At 59.6% G+C, this 14,527-nt stretch carries 15 protein-coding genes; 12 read left to right on the forward strand and 3 right to left on the reverse strand.

From position 1 onward, the window contains the following. Positions 1–47: 47 nt before the first annotated feature. The 6 genes from efp to rplI all read left to right on the forward strand — a co-directional run bounded on the left by efp (position 48) and on the right by rplI (position 3,660). Positions 48–614 (forward strand): elongation factor P, encoded by a 567-nt coding sequence (efp, locus tag GH975_RS01755; protein WP_153712859.1) that lies wholly within the window; start codon positions 48–50, stop codon positions 612–614. After that, on the forward strand, positions 611–1,537 hold the full coding sequence (gene epmA, locus GH975_RS01760; protein ID WP_153712860.1) for an EF-P lysine aminoacylase EpmA: 927 nt from the start codon (positions 611–613) through the stop codon (positions 1,535–1,537). Before efp ends, epmA begins: the two co-directional genes overlap by 4 nt. Positions 1,538–1,656: 119 nt before the next feature. Next, on the forward strand, positions 1,657–2,091 hold the full coding sequence (rpsF, locus tag GH975_RS01765) for a 30S ribosomal protein S6 (RefSeq protein WP_153712861.1): 435 nt from the start codon (positions 1,657–1,659) through the stop codon (positions 2,089–2,091). An 11-nt stretch (positions 2,092–2,102) separates the two neighbouring features. Next, on the forward strand, positions 2,103–2,333 hold the full coding sequence (rpsR, locus tag GH975_RS01770) for a 30S ribosomal protein S18 (RefSeq protein ID WP_153712862.1): 231 nt from the start codon (positions 2,103–2,105) through the stop codon (positions 2,331–2,333). A gap of 177 nt (positions 2,334–2,510) precedes the next feature. Next, positions 2,511–3,212: a hypothetical protein gene (locus tag GH975_RS01775; RefSeq protein WP_153712863.1), complete on the forward strand. Its 702-nt coding sequence runs from the start codon at positions 2,511–2,513 to the stop codon at positions 3,210–3,212. A gap of 1 nt (position 3,213) precedes the next feature. Further along, positions 3,214–3,660 (forward strand): 50S ribosomal protein L9, encoded by a 447-nt coding sequence (gene rplI, locus GH975_RS01780; protein WP_153712864.1) that lies wholly within the window; start codon positions 3,214–3,216, stop codon positions 3,658–3,660. A gap of 1,003 nt (positions 3,661–4,663) precedes the next feature. Here rplI and asd read toward each other — a convergent pair. Both asd and rsgA read right to left on the reverse strand, forming a co-directional pair. Beyond that, on the reverse strand, positions 4,664–5,512 hold the full coding sequence (gene asd, locus GH975_RS01785) for an archaetidylserine decarboxylase (protein WP_153712865.1): 849 nt from the start codon (positions 5,510–5,512) through the stop codon (positions 4,664–4,666). Then, entirely contained in the window at positions 5,509–6,549 is a 1,041-nt protein-coding gene (gene rsgA, locus GH975_RS01790) for a ribosome small subunit-dependent GTPase A (protein WP_153712866.1), read from the reverse strand. The genes asd and rsgA overlap by 4 nt, the downstream gene beginning before the upstream one ends. Positions 6,550–6,668: 119 nt before the next feature. Between rsgA and GH975_RS01795 the strand changes: the two genes are divergently transcribed. Then, positions 6,669–8,414, forward strand: a complete 1,746-nt coding sequence (locus tag GH975_RS01795) for a sensor domain-containing diguanylate cyclase (RefSeq protein ID WP_170272511.1) — start codon at positions 6,669–6,671, stop codon at positions 8,412–8,414. Next, on the forward strand, positions 8,411–8,947 hold the full coding sequence (gene orn / locus GH975_RS01800) for an oligoribonuclease (protein WP_153712868.1): 537 nt from the start codon (positions 8,411–8,413) through the stop codon (positions 8,945–8,947). The genes GH975_RS01795 and orn overlap by 4 nt, the downstream gene beginning before the upstream one ends. On the opposite strand, the gene queG is transcribed toward orn, so the two are convergent. Next, positions 8,934–9,980 (reverse strand): tRNA epoxyqueuosine(34) reductase QueG, encoded by a 1,047-nt coding sequence (gene queG, locus GH975_RS01805; RefSeq protein ID WP_153712869.1) that lies wholly within the window; start codon positions 9,978–9,980, stop codon positions 8,934–8,936. The two genes, orn and queG, sit on opposite strands and share 14 nt — an antisense overlap. Before the next feature lie 32 nt (positions 9,981–10,012). On the opposite strand from queG, the gene tsaE reads away from it, so the two are divergent. From tsaE to miaA, 4 genes are read left to right on the forward strand one after another with little or no spacing between them, the layout of a single operon-like run. Continuing rightward, positions 10,013–10,441, forward strand: coding sequence for a tRNA (adenosine(37)-N6)-threonylcarbamoyltransferase complex ATPase subunit type 1 TsaE (gene tsaE / locus GH975_RS01810; RefSeq protein WP_153712870.1), 429 nt, complete (start codon positions 10,013–10,015; stop codon positions 10,439–10,441). A 35-nt stretch (positions 10,442–10,476) separates the two neighbouring features. Then, entirely contained in the window at positions 10,477–11,796 is a 1,320-nt protein-coding gene (locus GH975_RS01815; protein ID WP_170272512.1) for an N-acetylmuramoyl-L-alanine amidase, read from the forward strand. Then, positions 11,793–13,598, forward strand: a complete 1,806-nt coding sequence (mutL, locus tag GH975_RS01820; protein ID WP_153712872.1) for a DNA mismatch repair endonuclease MutL — start codon at positions 11,793–11,795, stop codon at positions 13,596–13,598. The genes GH975_RS01815 and mutL overlap by 4 nt, the downstream gene beginning before the upstream one ends. Next, positions 13,588–14,511 carry a tRNA (adenosine(37)-N6)-dimethylallyltransferase MiaA gene (gene miaA, locus GH975_RS01825; protein WP_246164743.1) on the forward strand — a complete coding sequence of 308 codons (924 nt, stop codon included), beginning with the start codon at positions 13,588–13,590 and terminating at the stop codon, positions 14,509–14,511. Before mutL ends, miaA begins: the two co-directional genes overlap by 11 nt. Positions 14,512–14,527 lie beyond the last annotated feature (16 nt).

Here is a 14,527-nt window from a genome sequence, read left to right on the forward strand (position 1 = left end):
GGACAGGCTAGAATGCGCGCCAAATTTACTCTTTTTGGAGCCGTCTAATGGCCAACTACTCGACCAACGAATTCAAATCCGGCCTTAAAGTGTTGTTGGAAGGCGATCCCTGCTCAATCGTAGAGAACGAATTCGTCAAGCCAGGCAAGGGCCAGGCCTTTAGCCGCGTCAAGCTAAAGAACTTGATGACCGGCCGAGTGTGGGACCGTACGTTCAAGTCCGGCGAGAGTTTGGAAGGCGCGGACGTGATGGACACGGACATGGAGTATCTCTACAACGACGGCGAGTTTTGGCACTTTATGTCGACCGACGGTTCGTTCGAACAGCACGGCTGTGACGCCAAGGCGCTGGGCGACGCGAAGAAATGGCTCAAGGAACAGGAAAAGTACATCGTCACGCTGTTCAACGGCGGTGTGATTGCCGTCGCCGCGCCCAACCACATCGATTTGGTGGTTGCTCAGACCGATCCGGGCATCAAGGGTGACACTGCCCAGGGCGGCTCAAAGCCGGCGACGATGGCGTCGGGCGCCAACGTTCAGGTGCCGCTGTTTATCGAAGAAGGCGAAACCTTAAAAATTGACACCCGCACCGGCAAATACATCAGCCGCGCGTGAGTCTGGACCTGTCGGCGCGCCTTCGGCTGCGCGCCGACACCTTTACCACCGCTCGGGAATTCTTCGCCGGGCGTGGCCTGATCGCGATTGACCCCCCGTGTTTGATGCCGGCCCCGGTGACCGACCCCAGCATTGAAGTGCCGCGGGCGGTTGGCCCGGACGGTCAGCACCTGGGGTACCTGCAAAGCTCTCCTGAATATGCCTTAAAGCGCCTGCTCGCAGCCGGCGCAGGGGATTGCTATGCCTTGACCCCGGCGTTTCGAGTCGACGAGCACGGCCCGCGCCACCGCCTCGAATTTACGCTGCTGGAATGGTATCGCCTGGGCTGGAACGACGCTCAATTGCGCGCCGAGGTCAGCGACCTGATGGGGGTGCTGTTGGGGTGCGGTACTGCCACCGAAATTCGCTACCGCGACGCCTTTATGGCGGCCACGGGCCTGTGTCCGCTGCATGCGCCGCTGCACGCACTGCGCGCCCGTGTCGCCGAGCGCTTTGACTATCAGGGCTCGCCGCTGTCACGGGATGATGCGCTGCAGATGCTGTGTGCACTGGAAGTTGAGCCGGGATTGGGGGCCACTGCACCCGAATTTTTGATCGACTACCCGCCCGGTCAGGCCGCGCTGGCGCGTACCCGGTTAGATGCGCAGGGTGATCGCGTGGCGGCCCGCTTCGAGCTGTTTTATCGCGGGCTGGAACTGGCCAACGGCTATTGGGAGCTGACCTGTGCCGACGAGCAGCGCGCGCGTTTCGAGGCCGACTTGGCCGAACGCCAGGCGTTGGGGCTACCGGCGGTGCCGGTGGACCAGGCGCTGCTGGATGCGATGCCGGGATTGCCTGACTGTGCCGGCGTTGCGCTGGGGATGGATCGGGTCATGCTGTTAAAGGCTGGGCGCAAGGACCTTGCGGAGATTGCCTTGTTCTAACCCATCAAAAGCCGCTATACTCCCGCGCCCCGGATCGTCCGGGGATTATCCACTCCTTGTCTGAGGCACCCGTCGACACGGCGGCAATGGCCAGACTTTAACCCATAGGGAGACGCAAAATGCGGCACTATGAACTGGTGTTGATGTTTCATCCTGATCAGTCGGAACAAGTTCCGGCCATGGTTGAACGTTACACAACCACAGTCACCGAAGCCGGTGGCGTTATTCATCGTCAAGAAGACTGGGGTCGTCGTCAGATGGCTTACAGCATCGATGACGTCCACAAAGCCCACTACGTATTGCTGAACATCGAAGCCAGCAATGAAGTAATGGACGAGTTGACCACGACCTTCCGTTTCAATGACGCGATCATCCGTCACATGGTACTGAAGACCAAAGAAGCGATCACTGAAGTGAGCCCGATCAAAGCTGCGGAAAGCCGCGCTGACCGTCGCGATTCACGTTCTGCTGCACCTGCAGCTGACGCTGACGAATCCACTGAGTCTGCTGACGCGCCTAGCGCTGACGCTGAATCTGCTGACAGCGCCGAGTAAGGAGAAAACCTATGTCACGTTATTTCCGTCGTCGTAAGTTCTGCAAATTTACAGAGGAAGGCATCAAAGAGATCGACTACAAAGACGTCGAAACTCTGAAAGCCTACGTTACTGAGACTGGCAAAATCGTCCCGAGCCGTATCACCGGTACTCGTGCACGTTACCAGCGTCAATTAGCTCGTGCGGTTAAGCGCGCGCGTTTCTTGGCTCTGCTGCCTTACTCTGACGCTCACAACAATTAATCGGCTTTAACGCCAATGCTGCTGGCTCAGACTCGACACAGTGAACAGCGCGCCGCTCTTTTGGGCTTAGCGCTGGGCTTTTTGCCATTTCTGTCATGGGTAGGAGCGGGCATCGCCGCTACGTGGGCGCTTCGGCGCGGCGTACTTGGCGCGCAATGGGCAGTTGCAGGGATATTAGTGCCGGGCTTGGTCCTGGCATGGCAAGGCGACGCATCCAGTTTAGTGGGTGGCGTTGTGTTGCTGGTGTTGATCGAAGCGTTGCGCGCAAGCGCACGTTGGGATCGAGTGCTACAGGTGCTGGTTGGTTTGGGGTTGCTTGCGACCTTGGCGATCGAGCTGCTGTTTAGTGCTCAGTTACCGCTGATCATCGACCTCGCAGGTGAGACCCTGCGGGCAATGGCCGGGGACTGGCTTGACCAGGTTCCGGACGAAACCCTGACGCGTGCGATCACGCAGTTGGTGGTGGGATCCTTGACCATGGTCAGTGTGACCTGGGCGTTGATGGCTCTCTTGGTTGCGCGCTGGTATCAGTCGCGCATCTGGAACCCAGGCGGGTTCGCGCAAGAAGTGCTGGCACTAAGATTGTCTCCTGTATTTGCAAGTCTGCTGGCGGCCGCTGTGGCCTTTGGTGGAATGCTTGGTATAGACGCGGGACGTTATGTTCCGGTGTTGGCGGTCCCATTGATCGCCGCGTCACTGTCACTGATTCACGCGTTTTTGGCGCGTTGGAAAGTGCCAGCTGGCGTGCATGCCATGCCCTATGTGTTGAGCTTGGTGTTGTTAAGCGTGGTAGTACCTATGTTGTTGGTGTTGGCGGTTGCGGATAGTTACTTCAACTTTCGCAAACTCCAAGCCCACAGCACACACGAGGATTCGTAAAATGGAAGTTATTTTATTAGATAACGTCGGCAAGCTGGGCGCTTTGGGTGACAAAGTCACCGTTAAGTCTGGCTACGCTCGCAACTTCTTGTTCCCTCAGGCGAAGGCGGTCCCTGCGACTGCTGACAACCTGACGGCATTTGAAGCGCGTCGCGCCGAGTTAGAAAAAGCTGCACAGGAAGCACTGGACCAGGCCAACGGCCGCGCTCAGACCCTGGAAGGCTTCAGCGTTACCATCAGCTCGAAAGCGGGCGACGAAGGTAAGCTGTTCGGTTCAATCGGTAGCCGTGATATCGCAGAAGCGATCACAGCCGCCGGTCAGGCGATCGAGAAGTCAGAAGTAATTCTGTCTGAAGGTCCTCTGCGTACTGTTGGCGAACATGAAGTTCGTTTGCAGCTGCACGCCGAAGTCAGCCAGAACGTTACGGTTAACGTCGTAGCAGAGTAACGGGTTCGGGACTGGGAGGCAGAGCGCCGCAAGGCTTCCGCCACCCAGCCCGCCCGTTCCTGGTTGCAACACCCACTCTCGTGCCCTAGGGCCGAGGGTGGCAAAAAAGCCCCGCTGACTTGGTCAGCGGGGCTTTTTGTTTTGTCGGTTGCGGAAATGAGTAATTCTCAGCGGCGTTAACCGTAGCCATATCGGCTTGCCTCAAAATAAAGTCCCGAGGCCTAATCGCGTCGGCGGCTGCCTCCCAGCGATTTGGTCTCGGGCTTTATTTCTAGTCGTGAGTCGGCCTCGGGCTTTATTTCTCGGCCCTTCGATCAATCGGCTGCCCCAGGCCCACCGGGTCACTGTCAGAAATAAAGTCCCGACCCCTAATCGCGTCGGCGGCTGCCTCCCAGCGATTCGGTCTCGGGCTTTATTTCTAGTCGTGATTCGGCTCAGACTTTATTTCTAGTCGTGATTCGGTCTCGGGCTTTATTTCTAGTCGTGAGTCGGCCTCAGACTTTATTTCTAGCCGTGATTAGGCCTCGGGCTTTATTTCTAGTCGTGAGTCGGCCTCAGACTTTATTTCTAGTCGTGATTAGGCCTCGGGCTTTATTTCTAGTCGTGATTCGGTCTCGGGCTTTATTTCTAGTCGTGATTCGGCCTCGGGCTTTATTTCTAGTCGCGATTCGGTCTCGGGCTTTATTTCTCGGCCCCTCGATCAATCGGCTGCCCCAGGCCCACCGGGTCTCTGTCCCTTAACCCCGCGGTGAACTCGATGTCCCTTTACCGAAAATAAAGCCCTTCGTTAACCTAGCAGTGAACTCGATGTCCCTTTACCGAAAATAAAGCCCTTCGTTAATCGAGCAGTGAACTCGACGTCCCTTCGCCAGAAAAAAGCCCCTCGCTTAAATCGTGTCGCCGTCCCTAAAATCCGTGGTGAACTCGACATCCCTTCACCAGCAATAAAGCCCGAGGCCGAATCGCTGGGAGGCAGCCGCCGACGCGATTAGGCCTCGGGACTTTATTGCTGGGCCCACTGACCAATAGCCTGCCCTAAACGCACCGGGTCACCGTGCGCTAAGTCGTCCCATTTCAGCGCACCCGGTTGTGTGCACAAAATCACCGTGCTGCCGAGGGCAAAGCGGCCCATTTCGTCACCACGCTTGAGCGACACCGGCGCCGGCGCTTGGTAGTCCCAGCGCTGAATATCGCGAACCGGCGAGACCTGGCCGTGCCAAACCGTGCTGATCGAGGCGACGATCATCGCGCCGACCAACACCATGGCGATTTCGCCGTGTTCAGTGTCAAACACACAGACCACGCGTTCGTTGCGCGCGAACAAACCGGGCACCGCATCGGCGGTCGCATTGTTGACGCTGAACAGCGCCCCGGGTACGTGAATCATCTTTTTCAGGGTGCCGTCGAAGGGCATATGAATCCGGTGATAGTCCTTGGGCGATAGGTACAGCGTGGTAAATTCGCCACCTTGCAGGCGCGCCGCCAAGTCATCATCCGCCAACAGGTCCGCAAGCGAGTAATCTTGGCCCTTGGCCTGTAAAACGCGGCCATTATCGGTGCGGCCTATCTGCGAAACGGCGCCGTCGACCGGGCTGATGCACAGTGCCCGGTCGTCATTGATGACGCGCGCGTCAGGCTTCAAGGAGCGCGTGAAAAAGTCATTGAAGTTGACGAACTCCCGGGCTTCGGTGCGCTCACATTCGTTCATCTCGACCTTAAAGGCGTGGATGAAGCGTTCGATCAAAAAGTTCTTCAGCGGCGACCATTCGGTCGTGGCCAGGAAGCCAACCAAACGTGACAGCAGGTGCTGGGGCAACAGGTACTGCAGGATAATAAATAGTTTAGTGATCAACGTTCTCGACCTTTTCGTGGGTGTTTGGGGGCGACCGCTTCGGCTGCCAATGCCAGGTAGTTGGCGTAACGCAGCTCAGACAGCTCGCCTGATTCGAGTGCGGCATGGACGCCACATTTGGGCTCTTGATCATGCACGCAATCGCGGAATTTACAGGACTCGGCGGCTTGGGCCACGTCTGGAAAGCCAATCAGGATCTGTTCACGGTGCAAGTCCGACAGGCCAAAGGCGCGGATGCCTGGGCTGTCGATTAGCCAGCCTTCGCTGGGCAGCTGATACAACCGTCCTTGACTGGTGGTGTGCTTGCCTTGGCCGCGCTCGTCCAGCTCGCCAACCCGCAGGTCTTGCTCGGGCAGTAACGCCTGGACCAGCGATGACTTGCCGACGCCGGATTGTCCGACCAGTGCACTGACGCGACCGCGCATGCATTCGATCAGTGGCGCCAAGCCTTCGACTGTGCGCGCCGAGGTTTCCAGTACCTGGTGGCCAAGGGCGGTGTAGGTTTCGACGAGTTCTTCGCGCAGGTCCGCCAATTCCGGTGCGACCTCGGTCAGATCGATTTTATTCAACACCACGACCGCTTCGATATCGGTCAAACGGGCAGCAATCAAAAAACGGTCAATCGTATCTGGGCCGGGTGGCGGCATCAGTGCGCCGACGATGAGCAGTTGATCTAAGTTGGCGGCCATGACGCGCTCGCCACCAAATGGGCTGGGTCGTGCTAGGCGCCGAGTTCGCGGTTCAATCGCGGTCACCAATCCCTCGCTGTCGCCGGGAATCCAGGCGACCCGATCACCACACACGATGTCGCTCAGGTTCGAGCGCAGGTGGCAGCGCTGAACGTCACCCAGGCGGCCGTCGATCAGTCGAGCCACTTCGGCTTGGGCGGCGTGGCGGGTAATGACAACACCGGGGATTTCGTCGCCGTCGAGGCCGTCCTCAACACGGTTGGCCTTTTTTTCGCTGCGGGCAAGCCGTTCGGCTTGGACTTTTTCGATGCGCCAGGCTTGGCGGCGGGTCAGCTTACGACCACTCATCGGCGAGATTTGATTTTGTGAACCATACTGAATCCGTATTAGTGAGGTTGCGACATATGCGCGGTTGGATAGGCGCGTGCGTACTCTGGGTTTGGCCCATGGTAGCGCAGGCGGTGGTTTTGGAGAATCAAAGTCAGGCAATAACGTCCGATGCCCAAATTTGGTGGGACGACAGTGGCGAGGTCACGATCAATGACCTGCTGCTCGGCGCGGTTGCGCCGCCGTGGCAAATGAACGATCGCGGTGAGCGCGCGTTCGGATTTCGTCAGTCCGCGGTGTGGTTGCGCTGGCCACTGGCACGTGGAGCCTCGGTAGACGGCGAGCGCGTATTGGTGGCTGAGTATGCGTTGTTGGACGAATTTGATGCGTTCTTAGTCGACGAATACGGGTCGCTGTTGGATCAACAGCGCACGGGCCGCTCGATTGCACTGTCCGAGCATCCGATTGCCAGCCGCAAGTTGGCGATGCCGCTGGCGATACCGTCCGGTGCCAGCACACTGTACGTGCGCGTTAAGAGCGACAGCGCGCTCAAGCTGCGAATGTCGCTGATGCCGACTGGCGAGTTTGCGGCCAAACTGGAGTCGAGCGCGCTGACTGGGGGCATTTTGTTTGGCGTGCTGTTGGCGGGCTGCTTTATCTATTGTTTGATGGGGATTGTGCTGCGGGCCTGGGCGCTGGTGGCGATTGGGTTGTATTTCGTGATGGGCGCAACCTGGCAGGGCATGTTGGAGGGGGCGTTCGCGTTGGCTTGGCCGGCCCACTTGATCATGCCGCGTGAACTGATTCCGATGCTGCTGTTCACCATGGCTGGGTGTGTGCACGCTTACCTGGTGCTGGCACGGCGTGAATTTGGCCGGCGCCCGACGCCGATCGATGCGGCTATTTTTGCCTGGGTGCTGGTCGGTGCTTTTGGTGCCTGGTACATGCCCTATACGCTGGCGACTAAGATCGGCATGTACACCAACGTTGGTATTTGGGTATCGGCGCTCGGCCTCAGCAGCCTAACGCGGGAATTTCCGCTGGAAACCCGGGTTCCGATTATCGCCAGCGCGGTGCTGTTTCTGGTCGGAGCCGGGCTGCTGACACTGGATACGGAAGGGGTCCTGTATCTGGGCGGGATGTCGACCGAGCTGTACGTGGTGACGGCTGTGCCACAGATGTTTTTGCTGACGTTTGGGGTCGCGCTGTTTGCGCGTGAACAGGTGCTGGAGCGGCGTGAGGCGGATGTGGCGCTGGCGCACCAGATCGATTTGGCGGCGGACGCCCGGGCCGAAACCTATGCCGCGGAGCGCCGCCGTGCGGACGATAACGGGCTGGTTCAAGAGAGCATGTCGGCGATTCGCGATGTCGCTAACACCGACCCTTTGACCGGCCTTGCCAACCGCGCCGCCTTGACCAACCACGTGCGCCTGCTCAACCGCTCCGGGATTGAGTCGATTGCGCTGGCGGTGTTCGATTTGGATCACTTCAAACGTCTGAACGACTCACATGGCCATGCCGTCGGTGACGATGCGCTGGTTAGCGTGGCAAAGGTGTTGAGTAATAGCTGTGTGCGACCGCTTGACTTTGTCAGTCGCTATGGCGGCGAGGAATTCGTCATGTTGCTACCCAATACTGGGCTGATCGATGCCGAAAACCAGGTCAAAGCGGTGTTGGAGCGGATTCGGTCCATTCATTTGATGCATGGCGACGTACGCGTTGCCCTGAGTTCCAGTGCCGGCTTGGCCCGCGAGGTGCTTGATCAGGCTGATGTGCCCTTTGAGGGGCTGTTTGCGCGGGCCGACGAGGCGCTATACTCGGCCAAACGTGGCGGCCGTGATCGGGTCGAGCTATCGCTAAAACCCACCAACAGGCTGAGTGCATGAGTGACAATTTAATTTGGATTGATTTGGAAATGACCGGGCTGTTGCCCGAATCGGACCGGATTATTGAAATCGCCACCATTGTCACGGACAGTCAGCTGAACGTCCTGGCCGAAGGGCCGGTGATGGCAATTCACCAAAGTGACCAGCGCCTGGACGGGATGGACGAGTGGAACACCACGCACCATACCCGCAGCGGTTTGGTCCAGCGCGTGCGCCAGTCGCGCGTCGACGAGGCCGAAGCCGAAGCCGCTACGATCGATTTTCTGTCGGGCTTTTTGGAGGCCGGACAAAGCCCCATGTGCGGCAACAGCATCTGTCAGGACCGGCGTTTTCTATACAACTACATGCCAAAACTGGAAGCCTTTTTTCATTACCGCAACCTGGATGTCAGCACCCTTAAAGAGCTGGCCCGGCGCTGGCGCCCCGATGTCACCGCCGGGCTGTCTAAACATGGCGCACACCTGGCGCTGGACGACATTCGCGACAGCATCGCCGAGCTGCGCCACTACCGTGAGCACTTTATCCGCGGCTAAGAGCCCAGCGTAGATGCTCGGCTTGGGCGTCGGTTTCAGGCTGGCAGGCCGCCAGAGCGCCGGCAATGGCCGGGTTGGGTAGGGCGTTCCCCATCGCAATCAATAGATTTTCGCGGAACTTGTCGTAACCGGCGCGGCGGATCGCCATGCCTTGGGTGCGCTGATCAAATTCAACCCGGCTCCATGCCCATAGCGCCAGTAAATCAGGCGATTCCAAGCCGTGGCGTGGGTTGAATTGGTCATCCCCAGTATCGGCATAGCGGTTCCACGGGCAAATCAGCTGGCAGTCATCGCAGCCAAACACGCGGTTGCCCATCGGCTGGCGGAATTCGTCTGGAATCGGGCCGGTCATTTCAATCGTGTGATAGCTAATGCAACGCCGCGCGTCCAGCCGATAAGGTGCGACAATGGCCTGGGTCGGACAGATATCAATGCACGCGGTGCATGACCCACAGCGCGGTTGTTCCGGTTCGTGGGTGGTCGGCAACGGCGCGTCGGTTAAAAAGCCACTGATAAACGACCAGCTACCGGCGTCACGGCTTAGCACCAGCGTGTGCTTGCCAATCCAGCCCAGCCCGGCTTGCTCGGCGAAGTGTTTTTCCAGCACCGGTGCGCTGTCCGCAAAGACCCGAAACCCATGCGGTTGAATAAAGGGTGACAGCGATTGAGCCAGCCCCTTCATGCGCTTGCGCAGGGTTTTATGATAGTCGCGGCCCAAGGCATAACGGCTTAGGTAGGCTTTTTCGGGGTTGCCAATCACCCCCCAGGGGTCGGTGTCCGGCGGCAAATAGTCCGTGACGCCGAGCACAATCCGGCGCGCATCTGGGTGCACCTGTGACAGGTGCGCACGCAGGTCCCGGCCGCGTTCCATCCAGCTCATTTGGCCGTGAAATTCGTCCGCAAGCCATTGATCCAGATGCGCCAAGGCGTCGGATTGATCGAGGGACGCGACGCCGACTCGGCGAAAACCCAGTTCGCCGGCGCGGGCATTAAGTTGGAGTCGGAAGTCGGTCGGATCGTGGGTAAACTGCATGGGAACAGTCTAACGGATAAGGGCCATTTGACGTGAACTTGGACAATGAAAGTGCTGCCGTGGCGTGGGCGCAGTCCTGTGCTCAGGCATTACCGCGGGCGGGGTACATCAGCTTGCGTGGGCCACTGGGCGCCGGCAAAAGTTTCTTTGCGCGGCATGTGATTCAGGCGCTCGGCCACACGGGGGCGGTGCCATCGCCAACCTATACCCTGATCGAAGAATACCCAACGCCGGCGGGGCGCTGTTGGCACCTGGATCTTTACCGGCTGGGCGACGCCGAGGAGCTGGAATTTTTAAACGTGCGTGATGCCATTGACGGTAACGATCTGGTCTTGATCGAGTGGGCTGAGCGTGGCCTTGGGTGGCTGCCGGCGCCAACGCTGGTGCTGGATTTTGACTATGCTGGCGACGGTCGCGTGTGCCGCCCATCGCGCACGGATTGGTTGAGCAATGGGTCGTGACTGCGTACCCTGCTGACATGCAAAAATTGATAGCAATGGCCGCGTTATTGTTGACGTTGGCGGCGGGTTGGGCCCGCGCAGAGGTCCGCGTGACAGATGTCCGCTCGACCACTGAAAATGGCACCACGCGGTTGGTGCTAGAACTGTCTGAGGCGGTCCAGTATCGCAAATTCCACCTGACCGGGCCGAACCGTTTAGTGGTCGATTTAAGCGCCACCTCGACCGGTTTGCCGGCGACGCTGTTTGCACTGTCCAGTGCACAGGTGCGCGGCGTCCGTGCGGCGCGGCGTGGGGATGGCGTGCGCCTGGTGTTTGATTTGGCCGGTGACTTCCCCTCCAAGGCCTTCACCTTGGCCGGGGACGGGGCAGCACCGAATCGCTTGGTCTTGGACATTGCCGGTAATCCGGCTGTTGAATCCAAGGCGGCGCCGGTGGTGGCCAAGGCTGCCGCCCCGGCGGTCCAGCCACAGGTATCGGTGCCGGCTCGGGATATTGTCATCATGATCGACCCGGGTCATGGCGGCAAAGACCCGGGCGCCTTGGCCAAGGGCGGCATTCGTGAAAAAGACGTGGTGTTGGCGATCGCGCGTAAACTGAAGGCCGAATTCGACCGTTTACCGGGCTTTCAAGGCAAGCTGACGCGCAGCGGCGATAGCTTCATCGCGCTGGGCAAGCGGACCCAGCTGGCGCGCGCTGCGGATGCTGATTTCTTTGTCAGTTTGCATGCGGACAGCTTCCCCAAGGATCGCTCTGTTTACGGCGGCGGTGTTTATGCGCTGAGTTTGCGTGGCGCAACGTCGGAGACCGCGCGCTGGTTGGCGAAGCGCGAGAACGCTGTGGATTTATCCCACGGTGTCGATTTGGGCGATGTGGATGACGACCTGCGCAAGGTGCTGCTGAATATGTCGGTCGACTCGGCCATTCGCATCAGCAAGCAAGCCGGCGCCAAGGTCATCAATGAAATGAGCGGTGTCGCGCGCATGCACCGTCGACGCCTGGAACAGGCCAACTTTGTCGTCTTGCGTAGCCCTGATATTCCAAGCCTACTGGTTGAGCTGGGCTTTCTGTCGAATGCCCAGGACGTAAAGCGCCTGACCAACCCGGCCGATCAAGACAAGGTTGCGGCGGCCATCCGTCGCGGCATTGTCAGCTACTTTGAAAGCTCACCACCGGCCAACACCGTGGTCGATCAAAAGAAACGCGCCAAGCCGGACGCCTATGTGGTGGTTCGTGGTGACACGCTGTCTGCGATCGCCAAGAAAAATGGCACGACTTTGGCGGCGATTCGCCGGGCCAATGGGCTCAGTTCGAACGCCATTCGCATCGGTCAGAAGCTGGATATTCCGCGCTCGTGATTAAGGTACTGTCGCCGCGCCTGGCCAACCAGATTGCTGCCGGTGAGGTGGTCGAGCGGCCCGCCAGTGTCGCCAAAGAGCTGATTGAAAACGCCCTGGATGCGGGCGCCACTCGTATTCGCGTCGAGGCCGAGCGTGGCGGCATCGCGTCGCTGGTCATCAGTGACGACGGGCATGGTATCGAGCAACAGCAGCTAGCACTGGCACTGGCGCGTCACGCGACCAGTAAAATTCAGGACCTGGATGACTTGGAGGGTGTCGCCACCCTGGGTTTTCGTGGCGAAGCTTTGGCCTCGATTGCGTCGGTCTCGCGCTTGACGCTGACCAGCGCGGTCGAGGGTGAGACGGGTTTTTGTGTCAGCGCCGAAGGGCGTGACATGGTCGCCGACGTGCGGCCGGCCCCGCGTAATCGCGGCACCACCCTGGAAATTCGGGACCTGTTCTTTAATACCCCGGCGCGGCGTAAGTTTTTAAAAACCGAAAAAACCGAGCAGAACCACATTCAAACCGCGTTATCGCGCCAAGCCATGAGCCGGTTCGACGTCGGCTTTGAGTGGGTCCACGACGGCAAGGTGCATTGGCAACTGCCGCAGGCCGCGACCGAAGCGGCGCGTGCTGCTCGTATTGCCAAACTGGTGGGCCAGCCCTTTATGGACGCGGCCTTGTCGGTTGAAGCTGAAGCCATTGGGCTGCGCCTACATGGCTGGGTCGCAGCGCCAACCTTTAGCCGCTCACAGCCGGATTTGCAGTACCTGTTTGTCAACGGCCGCGTGGTCCGTGACCGCTTGGTCGGGCACGCCATTCGCCAGGCCTACCGTGATGTCATGTACGGCCAACGCCACCCAGCCTATGTGCTGTACCTGGAACTGGATCCGGCCTCGGTCGACGTCAACGTGCACCCAACCAAGCACGAAGTGCGGTTTCGCGATCAGCGGCTGGTTCATGATTTCCTGTTCAAGTCATTGCACCGGCTGTTGGCCCAGGTTCGAACGGACATGCCGTCGGCCTCGGCTGAGTCACTGGACGTGGCGCCGGCGCCCGCGCAATTGCAGACCCAGTCGCCGCTGACGTTTAACCAAAGCGCGGGTGCTCCAAACTACCAACCAGTGCGTCCCAGCGCGGTATCCGAACAGCTACTGGGGCTGGCGGAGTTGGCGGCGCCGCCGGCGGTCTTTGAAGCGCGCGAGCCGGTCGCACTGGCGGACAGTGACGACGAAATACCGCCGCTGGGGTATGCCGTGGCCCAGTTGCACGGGGTCTATTTGTTAGCCCAAAACAGCCATGGACTGGTGCTGGTCGACATTCACGCGGCGCATGAACGGATCACCTATGAAGCCTTGAAAACCGCCCACGATGAGCAACGCCTGGCGTCGCGGCCGTTACTGTTGCCGGTGACCATGGCGGTCAGCGAAACCGAAGCGGAGTTGGCCCAGGAACGCAGTGAGGTGTTCGCTCAGTTTGGTTTTCAGGTCGACTGCTTAGGCCCCGAGACTTTGGCGGTACGCGCGGTGCCGGCGCTGTTGCAGAACGCATCGGCCGAGTCCTTGGTCCGCGACGTGCTGTCGGACTTGCAGCAATACGGCACCAGCGAACGAATTTTGGCCCGCCGCGACGAGCTGTTGGGGACTATGGCCTGTCACGGCAGTGTCCGCGCCAATCGCAGACTGACGGTGCCGGAAATGAACGCGCTGTTGCGCGACATGGAACGCACCGAGCGCAGTGGCCAATGCAACCATGGCCGTCCCACCTGGACGGCGCTCAGCATGCACGAATTGGATCGGCTATTTTTGCGTGGACGCTAAGACGCCGCTGTATGCCCTGATGGGCCCGACGGCGTCGGGCAAGACCGGGATTGCGATTGATTTAGCGTGTCACCACGGCTTTGAACTGATCAGCGTCGACAGCGTGCTGGTGTATCGCGGGCTGGACATTGGCAGTGCTAAACCGAGCGCTGCGGAACAAGCATTGGCGCCGCATGCCTTGATTGATATTCGCGAGTTTTGGCAACCCTATTCCGCCGGTGACTTCCGCGATGACTGTGCGGCGCTGGTACGCGGGATTGTCGATCGCGGCCACAAACCGCTATTGGTCGGCGGCACCCAACTCTATTTCAAAGCGCTGATGGACATGAACCCGGACTTGCCGTCGGCTGATGCGGGGGTTCGTGCCCAGATCCGTGCGCACGCAGCCACCGATGGCTGGCCGGCGTTGCACGCCCAGTTGGCCAAGGTCGACCCGGTTAGCGCGGCGAGGCTGCATCCGAATCACTCAAGTCGGATTGAGCGGGCGCTTGAAGTGCACCGGCTGAGCGGGCGCGCACTGAGTGACTTTCACGTCCCTAGCACCAGCAGCGCCTACGAATTTCGCAGCGTCGCGCTGGTACCGGACGATCGAGCTTGGTTACACCGGCGAATTGCCCAGCGATTTGAATTGATGATGCGAGCTGGGTTCGAAGACGAGGTTCGCGGCTTGATGGCGCACCCGAAATTCGAGCCGTCGCTGACGTCGATGAGCGCGGTCGGCTATCGCCAAGCGATCATGGGCTTGAGTGACGGCAGTGAGCGTGCGCAGTGGGTGGAGCGCGCGGTGATTGCTTCACGGCAACTGGCGAAACGCCAGTTAACCTGGTTGCGCGGGTGGCCGGATTTGAAGGTGGTAGCGGCGGAAACCGCCACCACGGACGCGGTGTTAAGCGCCTTTTCGGATTTTCAGTAGGGCCTTTTCTAGTCCC

Origin of the sequence: Litorivicinus lipolyticus (assembly GCF_009650135.1) — a bacterium.
Taxonomy (GTDB): domain Bacteria; phylum Pseudomonadota; class Gammaproteobacteria; order Pseudomonadales; family Litorivicinaceae; genus Litorivicinus; species Litorivicinus lipolyticus.

What these genes read in the sequence shown, in the direction of transcription:
- orn (WP_153712868.1), top strand. Translation starts at nt 8,411, where the DNA reads ATGAGTGACAATTTAATTTGGATTGATTTGGAAATGACCGGGCTGTTG.
- efp (WP_153712859.1), top strand. Translation starts at nt 48, where the DNA reads ATGGCCAACTACTCGACCAACGAATTCAAATCCGGCCTTAAAGTGTTG.
- rplI (WP_153712864.1), top strand. Translation starts at nt 3,214, where the DNA reads ATGGAAGTTATTTTATTAGATAACGTCGGCAAGCTGGGCGCTTTGGGT.
- queG (WP_153712869.1), bottom strand. Translation starts at nt 9,980, where the DNA reads ATGCAGTTTACCCACGATCCGACCGACTTCCGACTCCAACTTAATGCC.
- rpsR (WP_153712862.1), top strand. Translation starts at nt 2,103, where the DNA reads ATGTCACGTTATTTCCGTCGTCGTAAGTTCTGCAAATTTACAGAGGAA.
- rpsF (WP_153712861.1), top strand. Translation starts at nt 1,657, where the DNA reads ATGCGGCACTATGAACTGGTGTTGATGTTTCATCCTGATCAGTCGGAA.
- GH975_RS01815 (WP_170272512.1), top strand. Translation starts at nt 10,477, where the DNA reads ATGGCCGCGTTATTGTTGACGTTGGCGGCGGGTTGGGCCCGCGCAGAG.
- rsgA (WP_153712866.1), bottom strand. Translation starts at nt 6,549, where the DNA reads ATGAGTGGTCGTAAGCTGACCCGCCGCCAAGCCTGGCGCATCGAAAAA.